Origin of the sequence: Pseudomonas bharatica CSV86, from assembly GCF_000319305.2 — a bacterium.
GTDB classification, from domain to species: domain Bacteria; phylum Pseudomonadota; class Gammaproteobacteria; order Pseudomonadales; family Pseudomonadaceae; genus Aquipseudomonas; species Aquipseudomonas bharatica.
In genome coordinates, this window is the sequence record NZ_AMWJ02000001.1 from 2,281,714 (window position 1) to 2,301,195 (window position 19,482).

At 64.5% G+C, this 19,482-nt stretch carries 16 protein-coding genes and 2 pseudogenes; 8 read left to right on the plus strand and 10 right to left on the minus strand.

Translation table 11 applies throughout. The features are described from left to right. The first annotated feature begins 218 nt into the window (after positions 1–218). The 5 genes and pseudogenes from CSV86_RS10245 to CSV86_RS10265 all read left to right on the plus strand — a co-directional run bounded on the left by CSV86_RS10245 (position 219) and on the right by CSV86_RS10265 (position 5,382). Complete coding sequence (locus CSV86_RS10245; RefSeq protein WP_009396974.1) at positions 219–725, plus strand: RNA polymerase sigma factor; 507 nt, start codon at positions 219–221, stop codon at positions 723–725. Then, positions 722–1,552, plus strand: coding sequence for a FecR family protein (locus CSV86_RS10250; RefSeq protein ID WP_009396976.1), 831 nt, complete (start codon positions 722–724; stop codon positions 1,550–1,552). The genes CSV86_RS10245 and CSV86_RS10250 overlap by 4 nt, the downstream gene beginning before the upstream one ends. A 78-nt stretch (positions 1,553–1,630) precedes the next feature. Continuing rightward, a pseudogene (locus tag CSV86_RS10255) lies at positions 1,631–4,053 on the plus strand (TonB-dependent receptor). A 133-nt stretch (positions 4,054–4,186) separates the two neighbouring features. Continuing rightward, positions 4,187–4,812: pseudogene (locus CSV86_RS10260) on the plus strand (LysE family translocator). 285 nt (positions 4,813–5,097) lie between these two features. Then, positions 5,098–5,382, plus strand: a complete 285-nt coding sequence (locus tag CSV86_RS10265) for a DUF1652 domain-containing protein (protein WP_240160409.1) — start codon at positions 5,098–5,100, stop codon at positions 5,380–5,382. Between the two features lie 102 nt (positions 5,383–5,484). Here the strand turns inward: CSV86_RS10265 and CSV86_RS10270 are convergent, their stop codons facing one another. From CSV86_RS10270 to ampC, 10 genes are all read right to left on the minus strand, one after another. Continuing rightward, the gene (locus CSV86_RS10270; RefSeq protein ID WP_009396980.1) at positions 5,485–5,760 is read right to left on the minus strand and encodes a peptidylprolyl isomerase; all 276 of its coding nucleotides are present in this window, start codon (positions 5,758–5,760) and stop codon (positions 5,485–5,487) included. A gap of 38 nt (positions 5,761–5,798) precedes the next feature. Then, a complete protein-coding gene (locus CSV86_RS10275; protein ID WP_009396981.1) occupies positions 5,799–7,760 on the minus strand; it encodes an acetoacetate--CoA ligase in 1,962 nt (653 codons plus the stop codon). Positions 7,761–7,922: 162 nt separating this feature from the next. After that, on the minus strand, positions 7,923–8,693 hold the full coding sequence (hbdH, locus tag CSV86_RS10280) for a 3-hydroxybutyrate dehydrogenase (RefSeq protein ID WP_009396982.1): 771 nt from the start codon (positions 8,691–8,693) through the stop codon (positions 7,923–7,925). A gap of 13 nt (positions 8,694–8,706) precedes the next feature. Then, entirely contained in the window at positions 8,707–10,098 is a 1,392-nt protein-coding gene (locus CSV86_RS10285; protein ID WP_009396984.1) for a GntP family permease, read from the minus strand. Positions 10,099–10,358: 260 nt separating this feature from the next. Then, positions 10,359–11,753: a sigma-54 interaction domain-containing protein gene (locus CSV86_RS10290; RefSeq protein ID WP_009396985.1), complete on the minus strand. Its 1,395-nt coding sequence runs from the start codon at positions 11,751–11,753 to the stop codon at positions 10,359–10,361. A 20-nt stretch (positions 11,754–11,773) separates the two neighbouring features. After that, entirely contained in the window at positions 11,774–12,796 is a 1,023-nt protein-coding gene (locus tag CSV86_RS10295; RefSeq protein WP_009396986.1) for an ABC transporter permease, read from the minus strand. Continuing rightward, entirely contained in the window at positions 12,796–13,848 is a 1,053-nt protein-coding gene (locus CSV86_RS10300) for a microcin C ABC transporter permease YejB (RefSeq protein WP_009396987.1), read from the minus strand. The genes CSV86_RS10295 and CSV86_RS10300 overlap by 1 nt, the downstream gene beginning before the upstream one ends. Next, entirely contained in the window at positions 13,845–15,644 is a 1,800-nt protein-coding gene (locus tag CSV86_RS10305) for an extracellular solute-binding protein (RefSeq protein ID WP_080604734.1), read from the minus strand. The genes CSV86_RS10300 and CSV86_RS10305 overlap by 4 nt, the downstream gene beginning before the upstream one ends. Before the next feature lie 54 nt (positions 15,645–15,698). Continuing rightward, entirely contained in the window at positions 15,699–15,980 is a 282-nt protein-coding gene (locus CSV86_RS10310) for a peptidylprolyl isomerase (protein ID WP_009396989.1), read from the minus strand. A 94-nt stretch (positions 15,981–16,074) separates the two neighbouring features. Next, entirely contained in the window at positions 16,075–17,211 is a 1,137-nt protein-coding gene (gene ampC, locus CSV86_RS10315; RefSeq protein ID WP_009396991.1) for a class C beta-lactamase, read from the minus strand. Positions 17,212–17,340: 129 nt separating this feature from the next. Between ampC and CSV86_RS10320 the strand changes: the two genes are divergently transcribed. From CSV86_RS10320 to CSV86_RS10330, 3 genes are all read left to right on the plus strand, one after another. Further along, the gene (locus tag CSV86_RS10320; RefSeq protein WP_009396993.1) at positions 17,341–17,658 is read left to right on the plus strand and encodes a DUF2388 domain-containing protein; all 318 of its coding nucleotides are present in this window, start codon (positions 17,341–17,343) and stop codon (positions 17,656–17,658) included. Beyond that, a complete protein-coding gene (locus CSV86_RS10325) occupies positions 17,603–18,193 on the plus strand; it encodes an SRPBCC family protein (protein WP_170394560.1) in 591 nt (196 codons plus the stop codon). The genes CSV86_RS10320 and CSV86_RS10325 overlap by 56 nt, the downstream gene beginning before the upstream one ends. Positions 18,194–18,277: 84 nt before the next feature. Continuing rightward, the gene (locus CSV86_RS10330) at positions 18,278–19,480 is read left to right on the plus strand and encodes an MFS transporter (RefSeq protein WP_009396997.1); all 1,203 of its coding nucleotides are present in this window, start codon (positions 18,278–18,280) and stop codon (positions 19,478–19,480) included. The last annotated feature ends 2 nt before the right edge of the window (positions 19,481–19,482 follow it).

Genomic DNA, 19,482 nt, shown 5'->3' on the forward strand with positions numbered 1-19,482 from the left:
GCTGGCAAGCCAGCTCCCACAGGGTACGCGTCGTGCTTTGGAACTGTTCTTCACGCGACAGCGCAGCCTGAAAAGGCTGGGCGGACTCCCACAGGGTTCGGCGGTGCTCACGCGATACCGGCGATGAGGCCCTTGAGGTCACCCTGAAAAACCTGTTTCAAATAAAATGCATTCTCATTTACACTCCGGCCCCGGCATCCCTTCCCAGGCAGAGCACCGTGCAGGCCGATCCCCCGCAACCCACGCTGTTGTCCACGCTGGTCCGTCATTACGACGAACTGGTGGAGCACATCCGCCGTCGCTTCGGCGAGCGCGGTTTCGCCCGCGAGGTGGTCCACGATGTCTGCGTGCAACTGCTGGAAAAGCAGGAAAAGCAAGGCGTGCGCAGCCCGCTTGCGCTGCTGCGCAAGATCGCCCACGACAATGCCGTTGGCCGCTACCGTGGCGAGCGCCGCCGCCAGCGCTGGCTCGTCACCGTTGCCGAATTGCCGGAGGTGGAGGCGCAGATCCCCAGCCAGGAACGCCAGCTCGACGCCAGCCAGACCCTCGACCGCCTGGTCCGGGCCATCGAAAGCCTGCCACCGCGCTGCCAGATGGTCTTCGTCATGCACAAGCTCCACGAACTGCCCCAGGCCGAAGTCGCCGAGCGCCTGGGCATTTCCCTGAAAACCGTGGAAAAGCACCTGCGCCTTGGCATGGCGGCGTGCCGTGAGTACCTGGCATGAGCGAACGCAACAGCCGTCCCGACAAGTTTGCCGAGGAAGACCAGGTCATTGCCCGCCTGCGCGAAGAACTCAAGCAGCGCTTCCCGATGCCCGACCCCAAACCGCGCAACAAGCGCACCCGTATCCTCGGCGCCGGCCTGTTGTCGCTGGCGGTGCTCGCCACCCTGGCGTGGCTGGACCCGGCCTATCGCAGCGAGCACTATCTGACGCGGGTCGGCGAACGGCAGACCCTGAACCTGGCCGATGGCACCGTCGTCACCCTCGACGCTGCCAGCGAAGTTGCGGTCAGTTGGCACCTGTTCAGCCGGCGTAGTGAACTGCAACGTGGCCAGGCGCTGTTCGAGGTGGCGCCACGGGTATACCGGCCCTGGCTGGTCGATGCTGGCCAGGCCAGCGTCCGGGTGGTCGGGACGCGCTTCAATGTCGATCGCCACGCAAGCGAAGTACGTGTCAGCGTCGCCGAGGGCCGCGTCGCGGTCGCTGCAGGCGGCGCCGAACGCGATCTGCTGCCGGGTCAGCAGGTGCGCGCAAGCAACGCAGGTCTCGGTGCCCTGGTCGCTGTCGATGCCAACGCGGTTGGCGCCTGGCAAGGCGGGCAACTGGTTTTCCAGCGCACCCCGCTGGGCGAAGTGCTCGATATCATCGGCCGCTACCAGGACAAACCTGTGCGCCTGCAGGACGCTCGTCTCGCCACGCTGCCGGTGTCCGGCGTGTTCGACAGCGCCCATGTCGAGCGCTTGCTGGCATTGCTGCCGAGCATCCTGCCGGTAAAGCTGGGCAAGGGCGCCGACGGCTCGGTGCTGATCAGTCCACGCGGGAAAAAATAATTTTCAGCGCGAGGTAGGGTTGGGTGCGGCGGCTGGCGGCTATCTCCATGACCCTTTTCACTTCATGGAGAGCCTTGCGTGAGTCAGTCCCCGTTGTCCCTGTCGTTGCTGGCCGCCGGCCTGTTGACCAGTTCGTTCGCCCTGGCCGGCTCGGCGCCGCAGGCGTTCGATGTTCCTGCCGCAGCGCTGGAGCAATCCCTGAACACCCTGGCCCGCCAGGCCGGGGCGCAGATCCTTTTTGCCAGCGATGTCACCAGCGGCAAGCAGGCCCCGGCCCTGAAAGGCAGCTATACCCTGGAACAGGCCCTGGAGCGGCTGCTGGGCAGTAGCGGATTGAGCGTGCAGGCGCAGGGCGAGCGGACCTTCGTGGTGGTGCCCGGCGCGGCCAGCGTTGCGGCCCCCGCATCCGCGGTCATGGAGCTCTCCAGCCTGGAAATCACCTCGTCGCGCACCAGCAGCAGCCTGGTACCGCAGGCGCGCCAGGTCAGCGTGATCGAGCGCGAGCAGCTCGAGCAGTTGCGCGAAGGCTCCGACAGCCTGGCCACGGTGCTGGCCAAAAGCGTCCCGGGAATGGCCGATTCCAGCCGCACCATCACCGACTACGGCCAGACCCTGCGCGGGCGGACCATGCTGGTGCTGGTGGACGGCGTGCCCCTCAACACCAACCGCGACTCCTCGCGCAACCTGGCCAATATCGATCCGGCGCTGATCGAGCGGGTCGAAGTGATCCGCGGCAGCAGCGCGATCTACGGCGCCGGCGCCACCGGCGGGATCATCTCCATCACTACCCGTCCTGCGGGGGGCGAGAATCGCGCGCAAACCAGCCTGCGGGCCGAGTCGCCGCTGAGCCGCCTGGGCAGCGACGGCCTTGGCGGCCAGTTGCAGCAGCATGTCTCCGGTTCCGAGGGCCAGGTGGATTACGCGCTGGACTTCGGTGCCCGGCATATCGGCGCCTCCTATGACGCCAACGGCCAGCGCATCGCACCTGAACCGAGCCAGGGCGACCTGTTCGACTCCAACACCTGGAACATCGGCGGCAAGCTCGGCCTGCGCATCGACGACGAGCAGCGCCTCCAGCTCTCCGCCAGCCACTACAACGCCGACCAGGACAGCGATTTCACCTCCGACCCCAGGGTGGCCCGCCTGCCGCCTGGGTCGGTGCCGGCCCAGGCGCTGTCGGGGCTGTCGCTGGACGAGCAGAACCAGATCAGGAACACCCTGGTCAACCTCGAATACGCCCATGCCGACGTGCTCGGTGGCACGCTCAACGCGCAGCTCTACTACCGCGACTATTTCACCCGCTTCACGCCGTTCGATGCCCGGGGTGTGGCGACCCGCGGGCGTAACGTCGACCAGGTGATGCAGAACAGCGAAGTCTTCGGCAGCCGTGTCACCCTGCGCACCCCGCTGGGCCAGGCAGGCGCCACCGAACTGCTCTGGGGCGCGGATTTCAACCAGGAGCGCAGCGACATGCCGATCGACATCTTCGACCCGCGCCAGTACGACGCCAGCGGCGGCCGGGTCTACGACAAGATCGGCCGGCTCACTTATATGCCTGACCTGACCACCCGCAGCCTCGGCGGCTTTGCCCAGTTGCAGCATCGCTTCAACGAACAGTGGTCGATGGAAGGCGGGGTGCGCTACGAATACGCCACGGCCCGCTACGACGACTTCGTGCCGCTGTCCGAATCAACCGCGGCGTCGCCGGCGACCGTGGCCGGCGGCGAGATCAACTACGACGCCGTGCTTTCCAATATCAGCCTGACCTGGTCGCCCGTCAGCGGGCAGGAGCTGTACGCGGCCTTCAGCCAGGGCTTCCAGTTGCCGGATATCGGCGTACAGGTGCGCAATGCCCGGCGCGGTTTCGATATCGATTCGTCGAACCTGGAGCCGGTCAAGACCAACAACTATGAACTGGGCTGGCGCGGTGCCGTCGGCGAGCAGACCCTGGCCAGCCTGGCGGTGTTCTACACCACCTCGAAGCTGGGCGACGTGCAGAGCTTCAACAACGGCCTGATCCTGACCCGTACCCAGGAGCGCATCTACGGCATTGAAGGCAGCGCCGACTGGCTGACCGACGACGAGCGCTGGGGGCAGGCGGCACCGTCAGCTGGCTGAAAGGCCGTGAGAAACCGGACAACGGTGACTGGCAGGACATGACCGGCTACCGCATCCCGCCGCTCAAGGTCACCGGCTACCTGCAATACAAGCCGGACGAAGACTGGAGCCATCGCGCGCAACTGACCTGGTTCGATGGCCACGACTATCGCCTGGATGGCGTGGCCAGCTTTGGCCGGCGCAAGGTGGACGGCTATGCCACGGTAGACCTGGTCAGCCAGTACCGGGTCACGGCCAACGACAAGGTCAGCCTGGGTATCCAGAACCTGTTCAACCGCGACTATTACCCGCAGTACAGCCAATTGATGCGCAGCAGCACCAACACCAGCCACCTTCCGGCGCCGGGGACGGTGTTGACGGTGGGGTATAGCCACGACTGGTAAAGCAGCGCAAAACCTGTGGGGCTGGCAAGCCAGCTCCCACAAGGCCCACGTCGAATCGGAATCGTGTGGCTCGTCAGCTTGACGCCATCCACCACCGCCACTCACTCTGGCCTCCTTGCCCAAGGAGCCCGCCATGGACCTGTCCACCCTCGCACTGTTCATCCCTGCCTGCTTCGCCCTCAACATGGCCCCGGGCCGAACAACCTGTTGTCCCTCAACAACGCCAGCCGCTACGGCTTGCGTACCGCCTGTGTTGCCGGGATTGGCCGCTTGTTCGCCTTCGCCGGCATGATCCTGCTCGCTGCCCTGGGGCTGGCGGTGGTACTGCACACCAGTGAATACCTGTTCCTGGCGATCAAGGTGCTGGGTGCGTTCTACCTGTTCTACATCGCCTGGCAGCTCTGGCGCGCGCCGGTGGGTGAGGGCGGGGTGATCGTCGAGCGCAAGGGCGGAGTGCTGAAGCTGGCGCGGCAGGAGTTTTTCGTCGCGGCGGGCAATCCGAAAGCCATTCTGATCTTTACTGCATTCCTGCCCCAGTTCGTGTCGATGAACAGCGTTGTCCCGGTGAGCCAGCAGTTTCTCTGGCTGGGCGTGATGTTCCTGTTGCTGGAATGGTTTGCCATCGCCATCTACGGCTGGCTGGGGGCGTATCTGCAGCGCTGGTTCAACCAGCCGGGGCCGCGGCGGTTGTTCAATCGGGTGAGTGCAGGGCTGCTGGGGTGCGCGGGGCTGGGGTTGCTGGCGGCACGGCGGGCATGAGCAAGAACGCTCAGGCTGCGTTGGCCTGGCTGGTGGAGAGAATTGCCGAAAGAGCACTGAGGGTCAGCAACAGAGCTGTACGCATACGTTGTTTCTCCATGGAAAATCAACGGCTAAGTACTGCCTCGATCCAGCGCCCGCTGGACGATGTCATAGCGATACAGGGCATTGCATGTTCGGACAACTGGCAAAAATGCTAGGTCGACTTAAAAAACCGTACGGCTTATCGGGAAAAGATCTGACGGTGTCCGGGTACTTGGCCTAGGATTCACAAGCGCCGCAAGCATGGAGCTGCGGTCCCTCAACTGCCCGGGAGTCATGGACATGCTATCTACGCTGGAACTGCGCGATATCATCGAGAAGAGTTTCTTGCCGGTTCGCTGCCGCTGCACGCTGGCGGCGGATCAATCGCTGACCGTGCAGTTATTCAATCGCGGCTCGCCGCAGCCTGATTTGCAGGTCGCCGGTATTCGGGCGGAGCAGCTCGACGGTAGCCGGGCGATCGCCAGCCTGGTGAGCAAATTGTGTTGCCAGTTGCTGGACAAGCAGCCATTGCGCGATGCCGGCTAGATTATGGGGTGTTCTTGAGGGCCTCATCGCTGGCAAGCCAGCTCCCACAGGGTTCTGAGCTGCCCTTGCCAGCGATGAGGCCCTCAGCAACGACACAACTCATCAATCCCGATAGAACGTCTGCACCAGGTGATAGCCGAACTTGCTCTTGATCGGCCCATGCACCGTGCGCAGCGGTTTCTTGAAGATCACCTGGTCGATCGACCCGACCATCTGCCCCGGGCGGATTTCGCCCAGGTCTCCACCGCGCTTGCCTGAAGGGCAGGTGGAGTATTTCTTCGCCAGTACGTCGAAGGCCTCGCCCTTGGCAATGCGCTGCTTGAGCTGCTCGGCCTCTTCGGCGGTCTTGACCAGGATGTGACGGGCCTGTGCTTTCATGATGCGGGTGCCTCGGGGTTGCGGGTAAAAACCGGCGATTATGCCTGATCGCGCAGCTCGATGCGGTCGCGAAAATGCTCCAGCGCCTGCGGATTGGCCAAGGCGTCGGTGTTTTTCACCGGCAAGCCGTGCACAACGTTGCGCACCGCCAGTTCGACGATCTTGCCGCTGATGGTGCGCGGAATGTCCGCTACCTGGGCGATTACCGCCGGGACGTGGCGGGCACTGGTGTTGTCGCGGATAACCTTGCGGATCCGCGCTTGCAAGGTGTCGTCCAGGCTCAGGCCGTCGGCCAGGCGCACGAACAGCACCACGCGCACGTCATGCTGCCATTGCTGGCCGATGGCGACGCTGTCCAGCACCTGCTCGATCTTTTCTACCTGGCGGTAGATTTCCGCCGTACCGATGCGCACGCCACCGGGGTTGAGCACCGCATCCGAGCGTCCGTGGATCGCCAGGCCGCCGTCGGCGAATTCTTCGGCATAGTCGCCTTGGCACCAGACACCGGGAAACTGGCTGAAATAGGCCGCCTTGAAGCGTTCGCCATCCGGGTCGTGCCAGAAACCCAGGGGTATCGCCGGGAAATGCCGGGTACAGACCAGTTCGCCTTTTTCGTCGAGCACCGGCCGGCCCTGGTCGTTCCACACCTCGACAGCCATGCCCAGGCCCTTGCACTGGATCACGCCGCGACGTACCGGCAGGGTCGGGTTGCCAAGGACGAAGCAGGAAACGATATCGGTGCCGCCGGACATCGAGGCCAGGCACAGCTCGCTTTTCACCTCGCGGTACACGTAGTCGTAGCTATGCGGTGACAGCGGCGAGCCGGTGGACAGCAACAGGCGCAGGCGCTCCAGGCGATGGCTGTGCCGTGGCCGCAGGCCGGCCTGCTCCAGTGCTGCCAGGTACTTGGCACTGGTGCCGAAGACACTGATGCCTTCGGCGTCGATCAGGTCCAGCAGGCGTTCGGGGCCGGGATGGAAAGGCGAGCCGTCATACAGCACCAGCGTCGCGCCCAAGGCCAGGCCGCTGACCAGCCAGTTCCACATCATCCAGCCGCAGGTGGTGTAGTAGAACAGGCAGTCGTCGGCTTGCAGGTCGTTGTGCAGGCCGTGTTCCTTGAGGTGTTGCACCAGCACGCCGCCGGCGCTGTGGACGATGCACTTGGGCACGCCGGTGGTACCGCTGGAATAGAGGATGTACAGCGGATGATCGAAAGGCAGGGCGACGAATTCAGGCTCGCCGCCGCGTTGGTAGAAGTCGTCCCACAGGCGGGTGCGCGCCCGGGTGACGAACGCATCAAGGCGGATATCGGTAGCGCTGTAGGGCACTACCAGCAGGTGCTCCAGGCCGGGCAAGGCGGCCAGGACTTCATTGATCTTGTCTACCTGGGACAGGGATTTGCCCGCATATTGATAGCCGGCGCAGACTAGTAGCAGCTTCGGTTCGATCTGGCCGAAACGTTCGACGATACCCTGGGTGCCGAACTCCGGGGACGAGCTGGACCAGATGGCGCCAAGACTGCTGGCGGCGAGCATGGCGACCACGGTCTGCCAGGTGTTGGGCATGCAGGCGGCGACCCGATCACCGACACCGATACCGGCAGCCTTGAAGGCCTGTTGCAAGCCTGCGACTTCGGCGGCCAGTTCGGCATGGCTCAAGGTCACCCGCTGGCCGTCCTCGCGTACCGAGACCAGGGCGATAGCGTCATCGCGGCGGCGCAGCAAATGTTCGGCGAAGTTCAGGGTAGCGCCGGGGAACCAGCGCGCATCCGGCATCCGCGGGCCTTCCTCGAGCACGCTGGCGGGCGGGGTGCGCCAGCGTATCCGGAACTCGTCGGCCAGCGCCTGCCAGAAGGCCGGGCGCTGGTCGATGCTCCATCGATGCAGGTCGGCATAGTCCGCCAGTTCGAGGTTGAAGCGCTGATTGATGGCATGCCGGAAACCTTCCATCCGGCTGGCCTGAATACGCGCCGCATCCGGGCGCCAGAGCTCATCGTTCATGCGGGATTCTTCCTGGTGGGTCTGTCAATGTCCTGAGTCTAGCCCTTATGGTGCTGCTGATGGCCTCATCGCTGGCAAGCCAGCTCCCACAAGGTTCAGCAGCGCCGCGGACACTGTGGGAGCTGGCTTGCCAGCGATGAGGCCATCAGCAACCCAACAAATCTACTGCGCCAGCCACCCCCCATCCACGTTCCACGCCGCTCCGCGCACCTGGCTGCCGGCCTCGCTGCACAGGAACAGCACCAGTTCGCCCAGGTGCTCCGGGGTGACGAACGCCAGTGACGGTTGTTTCTCCGCCAGCAAGTCATGCTGTGCCTGCTGCGGGTCGGTGCCTTCGGCGATGCGGGCATCGATCTGCTTCTGCACCAGCGGCGTCAGCACCCAGCCCGGGCAGATGGCGTTGCAGGTCACTCCGCTGGTGGCCGTCTCCAGCCCGACCACCTTGGTCAGGCCGATGACCCCGTGCTTGGCCGCCACATAGGCCGCCTTGCCCACCGAGCCAACCTGGCCATGCACCGAGGCGATATTGATGATCCGCCCCCAGCCACGCTGCTTCATGTCCGGCAGGGCAAGGCGCGTGCAATGGAATACCGCCGACAGGTTCAGGGCAATGATCGCGTCCCAGCGTTCCACGGGAAACGCGTCCACCGGTGCCACGTGCTGGATCCCGGCATTGTTGACGAGGATATCGATCCCGCCGAATTCCTCCTGTGCATAGGCGAACAAGGCGTCGAGCTGGGCTACGTCACCCAGGTCGGCGGGATGATGGGCAACCTTGCCGCCAAAGCGGCCGATGTCCGCCAGGGCCGCCGTCGGGTCGCCAAAGCCGTTGAGCAGGATATCGGCGCCGGCCTGCGCCAGGACCCGGGCGATGCCCAGGCCGATGCCGCTGGTGGAGCCGGTGATCAGTGCGGTTTTTCCGGAAAGCTTCATACAGGTCGGTTCCTCAAACGATGCCGGTGGCATAGAAGGTGGCGATCACGACGAACACCGCCAGGGTCTTGATCAGGGTAATGCCGAAAATGTCCTTGTAGGCCTCGCGGTGGGTCAGGCCGGTGACCGCCAGCAGGGTGATCACCGCGCCGTTGTGCGGCAGGGTGTCCATGCCGCCGCTGGCCATGGCGGCCACCCGGTGCAGCACCTCCAGCGGGATATTCGCCGCATGTGCCGCGCTGATGAAGGTATCGGACATGGCGGCCAGGGCGATGCTCATGCCGCCCGATGCGGAGCCTGTGATCCCCGCCAGCAGGGTCACGGTGATCGCTTCGTTGACAAGCGGGTTGGGGATGGCGCGCAGCGCGTCGGCCAGTACCAGGAAGCCGGGAAGCGACGCGATCACTGCGCCGAAACCGTATTCCGAAGCGGTGTTCATCGCCGCCAGCAAGGCTCCGCCGACGGCGGCCTTGGTGCCATCGGCCAGGCGGGTCTTGATGGCCTTGAAGCCACTGACCAGCACCAGCAGGATGCCCAGCAGCAACGCCGCTTCCACGGCCCAGATGGCGGTCAGCTTGGCGATATCGGTCTGTACCGGTGCGGTCATGCCCGGCAACTGCAGGGTATGGCTTTTCCCGTACCACTCGGGAATCCAGTGGGTGAACAGCAGGTTCATGATCCCTACCAGCAGCAGCGGCGACAGGGCCAGCAGCGGATTGGGCAGCTTCAGGTCGTCGGCGGTTTCCGGCTCGTTGCGCAGCTCGGTGCCGTAGCCCTCGCCGGCGCGCAGGGCCTTGTTGCGCTGGCGTTGCAGGTAGAGCATGCCGGCGCAGAAGACGAACAGGGTGCCGATCAGCCCCAGCCAGGGCGCGGCCCACGCGTTGGTATTGAAGAAGGTGCTGGGAATGATGTTCTGGATCTGCGGGGTGCCGGGCAGGGCGTCCATGGTGAACGAGAACGCGCCAAGGGCGATGGTCGCGGGAATCAGGCGCTTGGGGATATTGCTCTGGCGGAACATCTCGGCGGCGAACGGATAAACCGCGAACACCACGACGAACAGCGACACGCCGCCGTAGGTCAGCAGGGCGCAGACCAGCACGATCACCAGCATCGCCTGGCGGGTGCCGAGCAGGCGAATGGCGGCGGCGACGATGGAGCGGGAAAAGCCCGACAGCTCGATAAGCTTGCCGAATACTGCGCCGAGCAGGAACACCGGGAAATAGAGCTTGATGAAGCCGACCATCTTTTCCATGAACACCCCGGTAAAGGCGGGTGCCACGGCGGACGGATCGGTCAGCAGTACCGCACCGAGGGCGGCGATGGGGGCAAACAGAATGACGCTGTAACCACGGTAGGCAGCCAGCATCAGCAGCGCCAGGGCTGCCAGGGCGATGATCACACTCATCGAGTGTCTCCTTGGTGAATCTTGTTTTTGTTGGAAACAAGGAGGTAGCAGGGACTGTGCCAGGTGTTTAAGTTACTGATTTACAAGGGTAAATTCTGTTTATCTGTATTGTCTGACCGATTTTGTCTCTGATTGGAGACTTCTGGCGAGCTCAAGGGCCTCATCGCTGGCAAGCCAGCTCCCACAGGGGCACGTGGGAGCTGGCTTGCCAGCGATGAGGCCGTTAAGAACAGAGTCTCAATCTGGAGATAGGAGTCTCTTTATTGAGACTGAATCCCCAAAGCCACCAGCTTCTTGTACAAGGTCGAGCGCCCCAAGCCCAGCTGCCGCGCCGCTTCCGGTACATTGCCGGCACAGCGCTGCAGTGCATCGCGCAACAGTTGCCGCTCGAACGCCTCGCAAGCCTCGCGATACCCAGGCACCGGCGTCGTCTCCTCGACCGCCCGAGGCATCAAGGTCCCCAACGCCCCGCGAATGTCCTCGACCTCCAACCGCGCCCGGTCCGCCAGCAAGGTCGCCCGTTCCAGCACATTCCGCAGCTCGCGGATATTCCCCGGCCAGGCATGCCGTCCCAGCAGCGCCAGCGCCTCGTCCTCCAACTCGTGCCGGCTACCGAGGTCTTCCAGGATCGCCTCGGTCAGCGCCGGCAGGTCTTCGATCCGCTCGCGCAGCGCCGGCACCTCGATAGGCAGCACGTTCAGCCGGTAATACAGGTCGGCGCGGAATTCGCCGCGCGCCATGGCCGCCTGCAGGTCCCGGGAGGTGGCGGCGATGACCCGCACATCGCTCTGCAGCATCTGGTTCGACCCCACGGGCTCGTACTCCTTTTCCTGCAACACCCGCAGCAGCTTGCTCTGCAAGGGCAAAGGCATGTCGCCGATCTCGTCGAGGAACAGCGTGCCGCCCTCGGCCAGTTGCAGCTTGCCGGCGCGGCCCTTGCGCTCGGCGCCGGTAAAGGCACCCGGTGCGGTACCGAAGAACTCGGCTTCGAGCAGGGTTTCCGGGATCGCTGCGCTGTTGATGCTGACGAATGCCTTGTGTGCCCGTGGCGAGGCAGCGTGGATGGCGTGGGCAAGCAGTTCCTTGCCGGTGCCGGTCTCGCCCAGCAGCAGGACCGGCGAATCGCTGCTCGCCGCACGTCGTGCCCGGCGCTTGACCTCAAGGCTGGCGGCACTGGTACCGATGAACTGGGCGAAGCTGTACTTGGCCTGGCGCGCCTTGAGCAACGAGCGGGTCGAGGCCAGTTCCTGCTGCATGCTGGCGTAGCGCTTGAGCAGCGGCGACAGGCTGCGCAGTTCGTCGAACAAGGCAAAGCCGATGGCGCCGATCACTTCGCCACTCGCGTCCTGGATCGGCAAGCGCATCACCACCAGGGGCTCCTTCGGGGTGTCGAGCATGTCCAGCAGGATAGGCCGCCCCTGGTTCACCACCTCGCGCATCAGGCTGCCGGGAATGACCTGTTCGCAAGGCTGGCCGATCGCGGCACTGGCGTCGGCCAGGCCGAAACGCCGGGCATAGCGCTCGTTCATCCAGACGATCCGGGCATCGCGATCGACGATCACCGTGCCTTCGCTGGATTGCTCGATGATCTCGAACAGCGATTTGATTGCCAGGCGGCGCACCCGCTGGTAGTCCTTGAGGCTTTCGTCGTGCATGGTCATTCCGTGAATAGTGCTCAGGCCCGTGGGTCGAAGGCTTCGCGCAAGGCGTCGCCGACGAACACCAGCAGGGTCAGGATCAGGGCCAGGGCGAAGAATGCGGTGAAGCCCAGCCAGGGCGCCTGCAGGTTCTGCTTGCCCTGGTTGACCAGCTCACCCAGCGAGGCACTGCCAGCAGGCATGCCGAAGCCGAGGAAGTCCAGGGCGGTCAGGGTCGAGATTGCGCCGGTGAGGATGAACGGCAGGTAGGTGAGGGTGGCATTCATCGCGTTGGGCAGGATATGCCGGATGATTACCAGGCGGTCCGGCAGGCCCATGGCGCGGGCGGCCTGGACGTACTCGAGATTGCGCCCGCGCAGGAACTCGGCGCGCACCACGTCCACCAGGGCCAGCCAGGAAAACAGCGCCATGATTCCCAGCAGCCACCAGAAATCCGGCTCGACGAAGCCGCTGAGGATGATCAGCAGGTAGAGCACCGGCAAGCCGGACCATACCTCCAGCAGGCGCTGCCCGAGCAGGTCGACCCAACCGCCGTGGTAGCCCTGCAGTGCCCCGGCGGTTACGCCGATCAGCGTGGAGATCAGGGTCAGGGCCACGGCGAACAGGATCGACACGCGCGTGCCATAGATCACCCGGGCCAGCACATCCCGCGCCTGGTCGTCGGTGCCCAGCCAGTTGCTGGCCGAGGGCGGGCTCGGGGCCGGCACCTGCAGGTCGTAGTTCGGCGTATCGGCGCTGAACGGGATCGGCGGGAACAGCATCCAGCCGTCGTTGTCCTCGATCAGCTGGCGCACGTACTGGCTGCGATAGTCCGGCTGGAAGGGCAACTGGCCGCCGAACTGCTGCTCGGTGTAGCGCTTGAACGCCGGGAAATACAGGCCGCCTTCGTACTTGAGCAGCAGTGGCTTGTCATTGGCGATCAACTCGGCGCCCAGGCTCAGGGTGAGCAGGGCGGCGAATGCCCAGAGCGAGAACCAGCCGCGGCGGTTCCTGCGAAAACGCTGCCAGCGACGCTGGGCGATGGGCGAAAGGCAGAACATCAGTGCGCCCTCGTGGCGAAGTCGATCCGCGGGTCGACCATGGTGTAGCAGAGGTCACCGACCAGACGGATCAGCAAGCCGAACAGGGTAAAGATGAACAGGGTGCCGAACACCACCGGATAGTCGCGGCTCACCGCCGCGTCATAGCTCATGCGTCCCAGGCCGTCGAGGGAAAAGATCACCTCGATCATCAGCGAGCCTGCGAAGAATACGGTAATCAGCGCCTGCGGCAGCCCGGCCACCACCAGCAGGATGGCGTTGCGGAACACATGGCCGTAGAGCACCCGGCGCTCGGTGAGGCCCTTGGCCTTGGCGGTGATCACGTACTGGCGCGTGATCTCGTTGAGGAAGGCATTCTTGGTCAGCAGGGTCAGGGTGGCGAAACCGCCGATCACCAGGGCACCCACCGGCAGCACCAGGTGCCAGAAATAGTCGGCGACCTTACCCACCAGGCTCAGTTCGGCGAAGTTCTCCGAAACCAGCCCGCGCACCGGGAACCAGTTCAGCGAAGTGCCACCGGCGAACAGCACGATCAGCAGCAGGGCGAAAAGGAAGGCGGGCAGGGCATAGCCGATCACGATCAGGCTGCTGCTCCAGGCATCGAATGCGCTGCCATGGCGCACGGCCTTGCGGATACCGAGGGGGATCGATACCAGGTAGGTGATAAGCGTCGCCCAGAAACCGAGGGACAGGGTCACCGGCATCTTGTCGAGGATCAGGTCGGTGACCTTGGCGCCCCGGAAGAAGCTGTTGCCAAAGTCCAGCCGGGCGTAGCTGCAAAGCATCAACCACAAGCGTTCTGGCGCCGACTTGTCGAAGCCGTACTGCTTCTTGATGGTCTCCAGCAAGGCCGGGTCGAGGCCGCGGCTGGCGCGTGAGTCAAGTTGCACCGAGGCGCCGCCCGGTGCGCCGGCGCCAATGCCCTGCAGCCGCGCCACGGCCTGTTCCACCGGCCCGCCGGGAGCGGCCTGGACGATGACGAAGTTGACCAGCAGGATCACCAGCAGCGTCGGGATGACCAGCAGCAGGCGCCGCAGAATATACGCGGTCATGGCTGGCCTCCCGTGCGCTGCGCCATCTGCTCGTTGGTCAGCGCGGTCGGGCTGACTTCCCACCAGGTGTCCAGCGCCGGGTCATTGGCCGCCGCGACCTTCGGCAGGCCGAAGCGGTTCCACCATACGCTGGAGGTACCCGGCGGGTAATAGTTGGGGATCCAGTAGTAGTTCCATTGCAGCACCCGGTCCAGCGCGTGGGCATGGCGCTGCATGCCGGCCTGGGTGTCGGCACGCACCAGGCCGTCGATCAGCTGGTCCACCACCGGGCTTTGCAGGACCATGAAATTGTTGGAGCCCGGGTCCTTGGCCGCGGCAGAGCCGAAATAGCTGTACAGCTCCAGCCCCGGCGAGGGACTTACCGGATAGCCGGTGACGATCATGTCGTAATCCCGCGCCATCAGGCGGTTGACGTACTGCGCTGAATCCACGCGGCGGATCTGCATGTCGATGCCGATCTGCGCCAGGGTGCGCTTCCATGGCAGCAGCAGGCGCTCCATGCCGTTCTGGCCGTTGAGAAAGGTAAAGCTCAGCGGCTCGCCAGCGGCATTCACCAGGCGATCGCCGTCCGGGTGCCAGCCGGCTTCGCCCAGCAGCGCCAGGGCCTGCAGTTGCTTGTCGCGGATGATTCCCGAACCGTCGGTACGCGGTGCCTCGAAGACCCGGGTGAACACCTCGTCGGGAACCTGCCCGCGCAGCGGTTCGAGGATCTTCAGTTCCTCGGCATCCGGCAGTTCGCGGGCGGCCAGCGGGCTGTTGGCGAAGTAGCTTTGCTGGCGGATGTACAGGTCGCGCATCATCCGCCGGTTGCTCCATTCGAAGTCCCAGAGCAGGGCAATGGCCTGGCGTACGCGACGGTCCTGGAACATCGGGCGTTGCAGGTTGAACACATAGCCCTGGGCGTTCTGCGGCGCTTCCCTGGCCAGGTGGGCGCGTTGCAGGCGTCCATCGTCCAGGGCCGGACCGGCGTAGCCGATGGTGTAGCCGGTGGCGGAAAACTCGCGGTTGTAGTCGTAGCCGCCACCGCGCAGGACTTGCCGCGCCACGTCGGTGTCGCCGAAGTATTCGATGCGCAACTGGTCGAAGTTGTAGCGCCCGCGGTTGACCGGCAAATCCTTGCCCCACCAGTCGCGGTCGCGCTCGAAGGTGATGCTGCGGCCATTGTCGATCCGCCCGACCTTGTACGGGCCGCTTCCCAGCGGGGCCTCGAAGCCGCCGCCGTTGGCGAAATCGCGACCGCGCCACCAGTGTTCCGGCAGCACCGGCAGCGATGCCAGGTCCAGGGGCAGGGTGCGGTTCTGGCTGGTCTTGAAGTCGAAGCGCACCTGGGTCGGCGACTCGACCACCACATCGGCGACATCGGCGAACTGGGTGCGGTATTTCAGGTTGCCGTCGCGCAGCAGCAGGTCGTAGGTGAAGCGCACGTCTTCGGCACGGATGGGCTTGCCATCGGCGAAACGGGCCTTCGGATCAAGGTAGAAGCGCAGCCACAGGCCATCGTCGGCCCGCTCCATGCGCCGGGCGACCAGGCCGTAGACGGTGTAGGGCTCGTCCAGCGAGCGTACGGCCAGGGGCGAGTACAGCCAGCCGTCGATCTCGCTGACGCCGATGCCCTTGTCGATATACGGAAGGATATGGTCGAACTGGCCGATCTCGATGGCCGAGCGGCGCAGGCTGCCGCCCTTCGGAGCGTCCGGGTTGGTGTACTGGAAATGGTTGAAGTGCTGCGGATAGCGCGGCGCCTCGCCGTAGACGGTAAGGGCGTGGGTGGGGGCGGCCTGGGCGTTGAACCCCAGAAGGGCTGCGAGGCAGCCCCCGAAGGCCAGGGAGGCCTTGCCAATCAAGACCGATCAGTCCTGGCGGCTGGTCACTTCCAGCAGGTGGTAGCCGAACTGGGTTTTCACCGGACCCTGCACCACGTTGATCGGCGCGCTGAACACCACGGTATCGAATTCCTTGACCATCTGGCCCGGACCGAAGGAGCTCAGGTCGCCGCCCTGGCGGCTGGACGGGCAGGTGGAGTTGGCTTTGGCGACTTCTGCGAAGTCCGCGCCGGCTTCGATCTGCGCCTTCAGTTCGTTGCACTTGTCTTCGCTGCTGACGAGGATGTGGCGGGCAGTGGCTCGGGCCATGGGGAAGTACTCCTGTTGAGAAAAGCCAGAGCCTACCGGAATTGCTGTGCGAATTCTCCTGCAAATCTGCAAGCCAAGGCGCAAGCCCTTAGGTCTACCGCTGCTCATCCAGCAACTCGAACAACCGCCAGGCCAGTTTCACCCGCTCCCCGTTCGGATAATTGCGGTTGGCCAGCAACACCACTGCGCGTTGCTGCTCCGGCACGAACGCCACATAGGCGCCAAAACCGTTGGTGGCCCCGGTCTTGTTCACCCAGGCTTTCGACTGTGGTGCCAACGGTGGATTGATCGCGTTTACGGGGCTGCCGGCCAGCGCATAGCGGTTGTCATTGCCATCGAGCAAGGTCTGCAACGCGAGGGGGTAATCGTAGTGTTCCCAGATCAGGTCCTGGGTCATCGCGCCGCGTTTGTAGTAGCCGCGGCGGGTGTCGTCCAGCGCCTGCTTCAGCGGTGCGGCCAGTTGCACCCGGCCCAGATGGGCCTCGACGTAGCGCAGCATGTCGCGGCTACTGCTTTTAACGCCGTAGGCTTCGTCGGCCAGCACCCCGGGGTTGACCCGCACGGGAGCGTCATTCTTGTCATAGCCGCGGGCATAGAGCGCCTGCTGACTGGCCGGGACCTGCAAGTAGGTGTGTTCGAGGCCGAGCTCCGGCAGCAGTTGCTCCTGCATGGCGCTGACGAACGAGGTGCCCAGTTGCCGTGCGGTGATCACCCCGAGCATGCCGATCCCCGGGTTGGCATAGGCACGCCAGCCATCCGCTGCATGCTCGGGTTGCCAGTGCCTGAGCCAGTCGAACAACTGCGCCTGGTTGGAGATTCCGTCCGGTAGTTGCAGGGGCATGCCGCCGTTGCTGTGGGTTGCCAGGTTGATCAGGCTCAGCCTGCCGAACGCAGTGCCCGCCAGCTCCGGCAGGTATTCGGCGGCGTTGGCGTGCAGCGACAGGCGCTTGTCGATCTGCGCTCGGGCGGCGAGGGTGTCGGTGAAGGTCTTGCTGATCGAGCCCAGCTCGAACAGGGTGTCGCGGCTGACCGCTTGCCCCGTGGCCTTGTCGGCCACGCCGAACTCGTAGAAGTACTGTTTTCCATGGTCGCTGATGGCGATCGCCAGGCCGGCAACGCCGTTGTCGCGCATGACGCGTTCGGCGGCACTGCGCACCTGGCTGTCGAAGGCCGGGTCTGCCACGGCAAGCAGCGGGCAGGTACATAGCAGGAGGAGGGTGGGGAAGCGCATTGACGAAGGGTCCGAGGCGGAAAAACCGCCACCCTAGCAGAACCCGCTAGGGAACTCCGACCCGGGGAAATGAATCCTAGACTGGGTAATACCTGACAATTCCGTTCAGGTAGACCGGAGGACTTCGTCATGCGGCGTATTTTGCTCGTCTCTTCATTGTTGCTTTGCCTGCCTGTTGGTTCGGCGCTGGCCCGCGTGGACGCAGGTGATGTCGCCACCTCGGCCGGCGTCTCGGCCTCGCTGTATTCCACCTTCAAGGACGACAAGCGCATCATCCCGGCCCGGGACGAGGCGTCCAGCTTCGTAGCCAGCGGCGGCGCGATCCGCGGCGCCTACCTGGAAGCCGTGTTGCAGCGTGTACGCCAGGAAAACCCTGGCCTGCAGGCCAGCGATGAAGAGCTGGCGCAGGCGATCCTGGTCAGCGACCGCTTCGAAAGCGAGCGCTGACTGGCCCGGGGCAGGTGCACGGCTGGACGTTGTCGCGGGGCTGGGCTTCACTGATAGCCTTGCCCGGATAAACCACAAGGATAGCGTCCATGAGCAACAATGCCGTGCGCCTGCACCGTGTCTTCAAGGCCCCGTCGAGCGGGTCTACCGTGCTTTCCTCGATGCCGACGCCATGGCCAAGTGGCTACCGCCCCATGGCTTTACCTGCAAGGTCGATCATCTCGATGCACGGGTCGGCGGCACCTACAGGATGTCGTTCAGCAATTTTTCCAGCGGCCAGCGCCACGCCTTCGGTGGTGAATACCAGGAATTGTTGGTGAACGAACGCATCCGCTATACCGATCGCTTCGACGATCCCGGCCTGCCAGGGGAAATCACCGTCACCATCACGTTCAACAGCGTCTCTTGTGGCACCGAGGTGAATATCGTCCAGGCAGGCTTGCCTGACCTCATCCCTCTGGAAAGCTGCTACTTGGGCTGGCAGGAATCTCTGAACCAGTTGGCCAATCTGGTCGAGCCGGAAATTCCGGGTTGATTAAAGCGGTCCGAAAAACAGGGTCGCGTTAACTTTTTGTTACTGTTTTAATGATTGGATCCAGTTAGCAGTGGATCTCAAGTCATGTCCGACGCCTGCCCGGCCACTGTTTCAGGCCAGACCCAAACCGCTTCCCCGCGCCGCCGGGCACTGCTGGCGGCGTGCGGTGCCCATGCCGTCAACGACGGCCTGACCGACCTGATCTACGTCCTGTTGCCGATCTGGCAAACCCAGTTCGGGCTCAGCTACGCGCAGATCGGCCTGATGCGCGGCGCGTACTCCTCAACCATGGCCGGATTTCAATTACTCGCCAGCCGCGCAGCCAGGCGCTTCGGACGGCGGGCCCTGCTCATCGGCGGCACTGCCCTGGTGGGCATGGCCTATCTGCTGGCCGGCCAGGCTGGCGGGCTGGCAGCCTTGCTGGCGGCGCTGGTGCTGGGTGGCCTGGGTGCCAGCACCCAGCATCCGCTGGCCTCTTCGCTGGTTGCCGATACCCATGCGCCGGGGCGCCAGGTGAAGCAGGCGCTATCGCATTACAACTTCGCCGGTGATATCGGCAAGACCCTGGTTCCGGCACTGGTCGGTGTGTCGCTGACAGTGATGAGCTGGCGCCTCAGCGTGACCCTGGCCGGCGTGCTGGGCCTGTTGGCTGCGCTGGGCATGTACCTGCTGATACCCCGTCATATCGACCCGTCCGCCACCACTGCCGGCAAGGCCGGGATCGGGGAGGGCAAGGGCTCGCCGGGCGGCCTTCGCGCCCTGCTGGCGACCGGGTTTCTCGACAGTGCGGTGCGCATGGGCTTTCTCACCTTCTTGCCATTCCTGCTCAGCGACAAGGGCGCCGGTACCGCCGGTATCGGCCTGGCCCTGACGCTGCTGTTTATCGGCGGCGCTTTCGGCAAGTTGATCTGCGGCTACCTGGGTGCACGGGTCGGGCTGTTGAAAACCGTGTGGTTCAGCGAGTCGTTGACCGCTGCACTGATCGTCGCTGCGGTGTACCTGCCGTTGAATGCCTTGATGACCCTGCTGCCGCTGTTGGGGTTGGTCCTTAACGGCACCTCGTCGGTGCTCTACGGTGTGGTTCCGGAACTGGCTGCGCCGGAGCAGCGCGAGCAGGCTTTTGCCCTGTTCTATACCGGGACCATCGGTGGCGGGGCACTGGCGCCCATCGTTTTCGGGCGCCTGGGGGATCTTGGCGGGATGCCGCTGGCCTTGATGGTACTGGCGGCGACCCTGATGTTGACCTTGCCGCTGACCTGGTTCGTAGACCGCGGTCTGGAGGCGTGAAG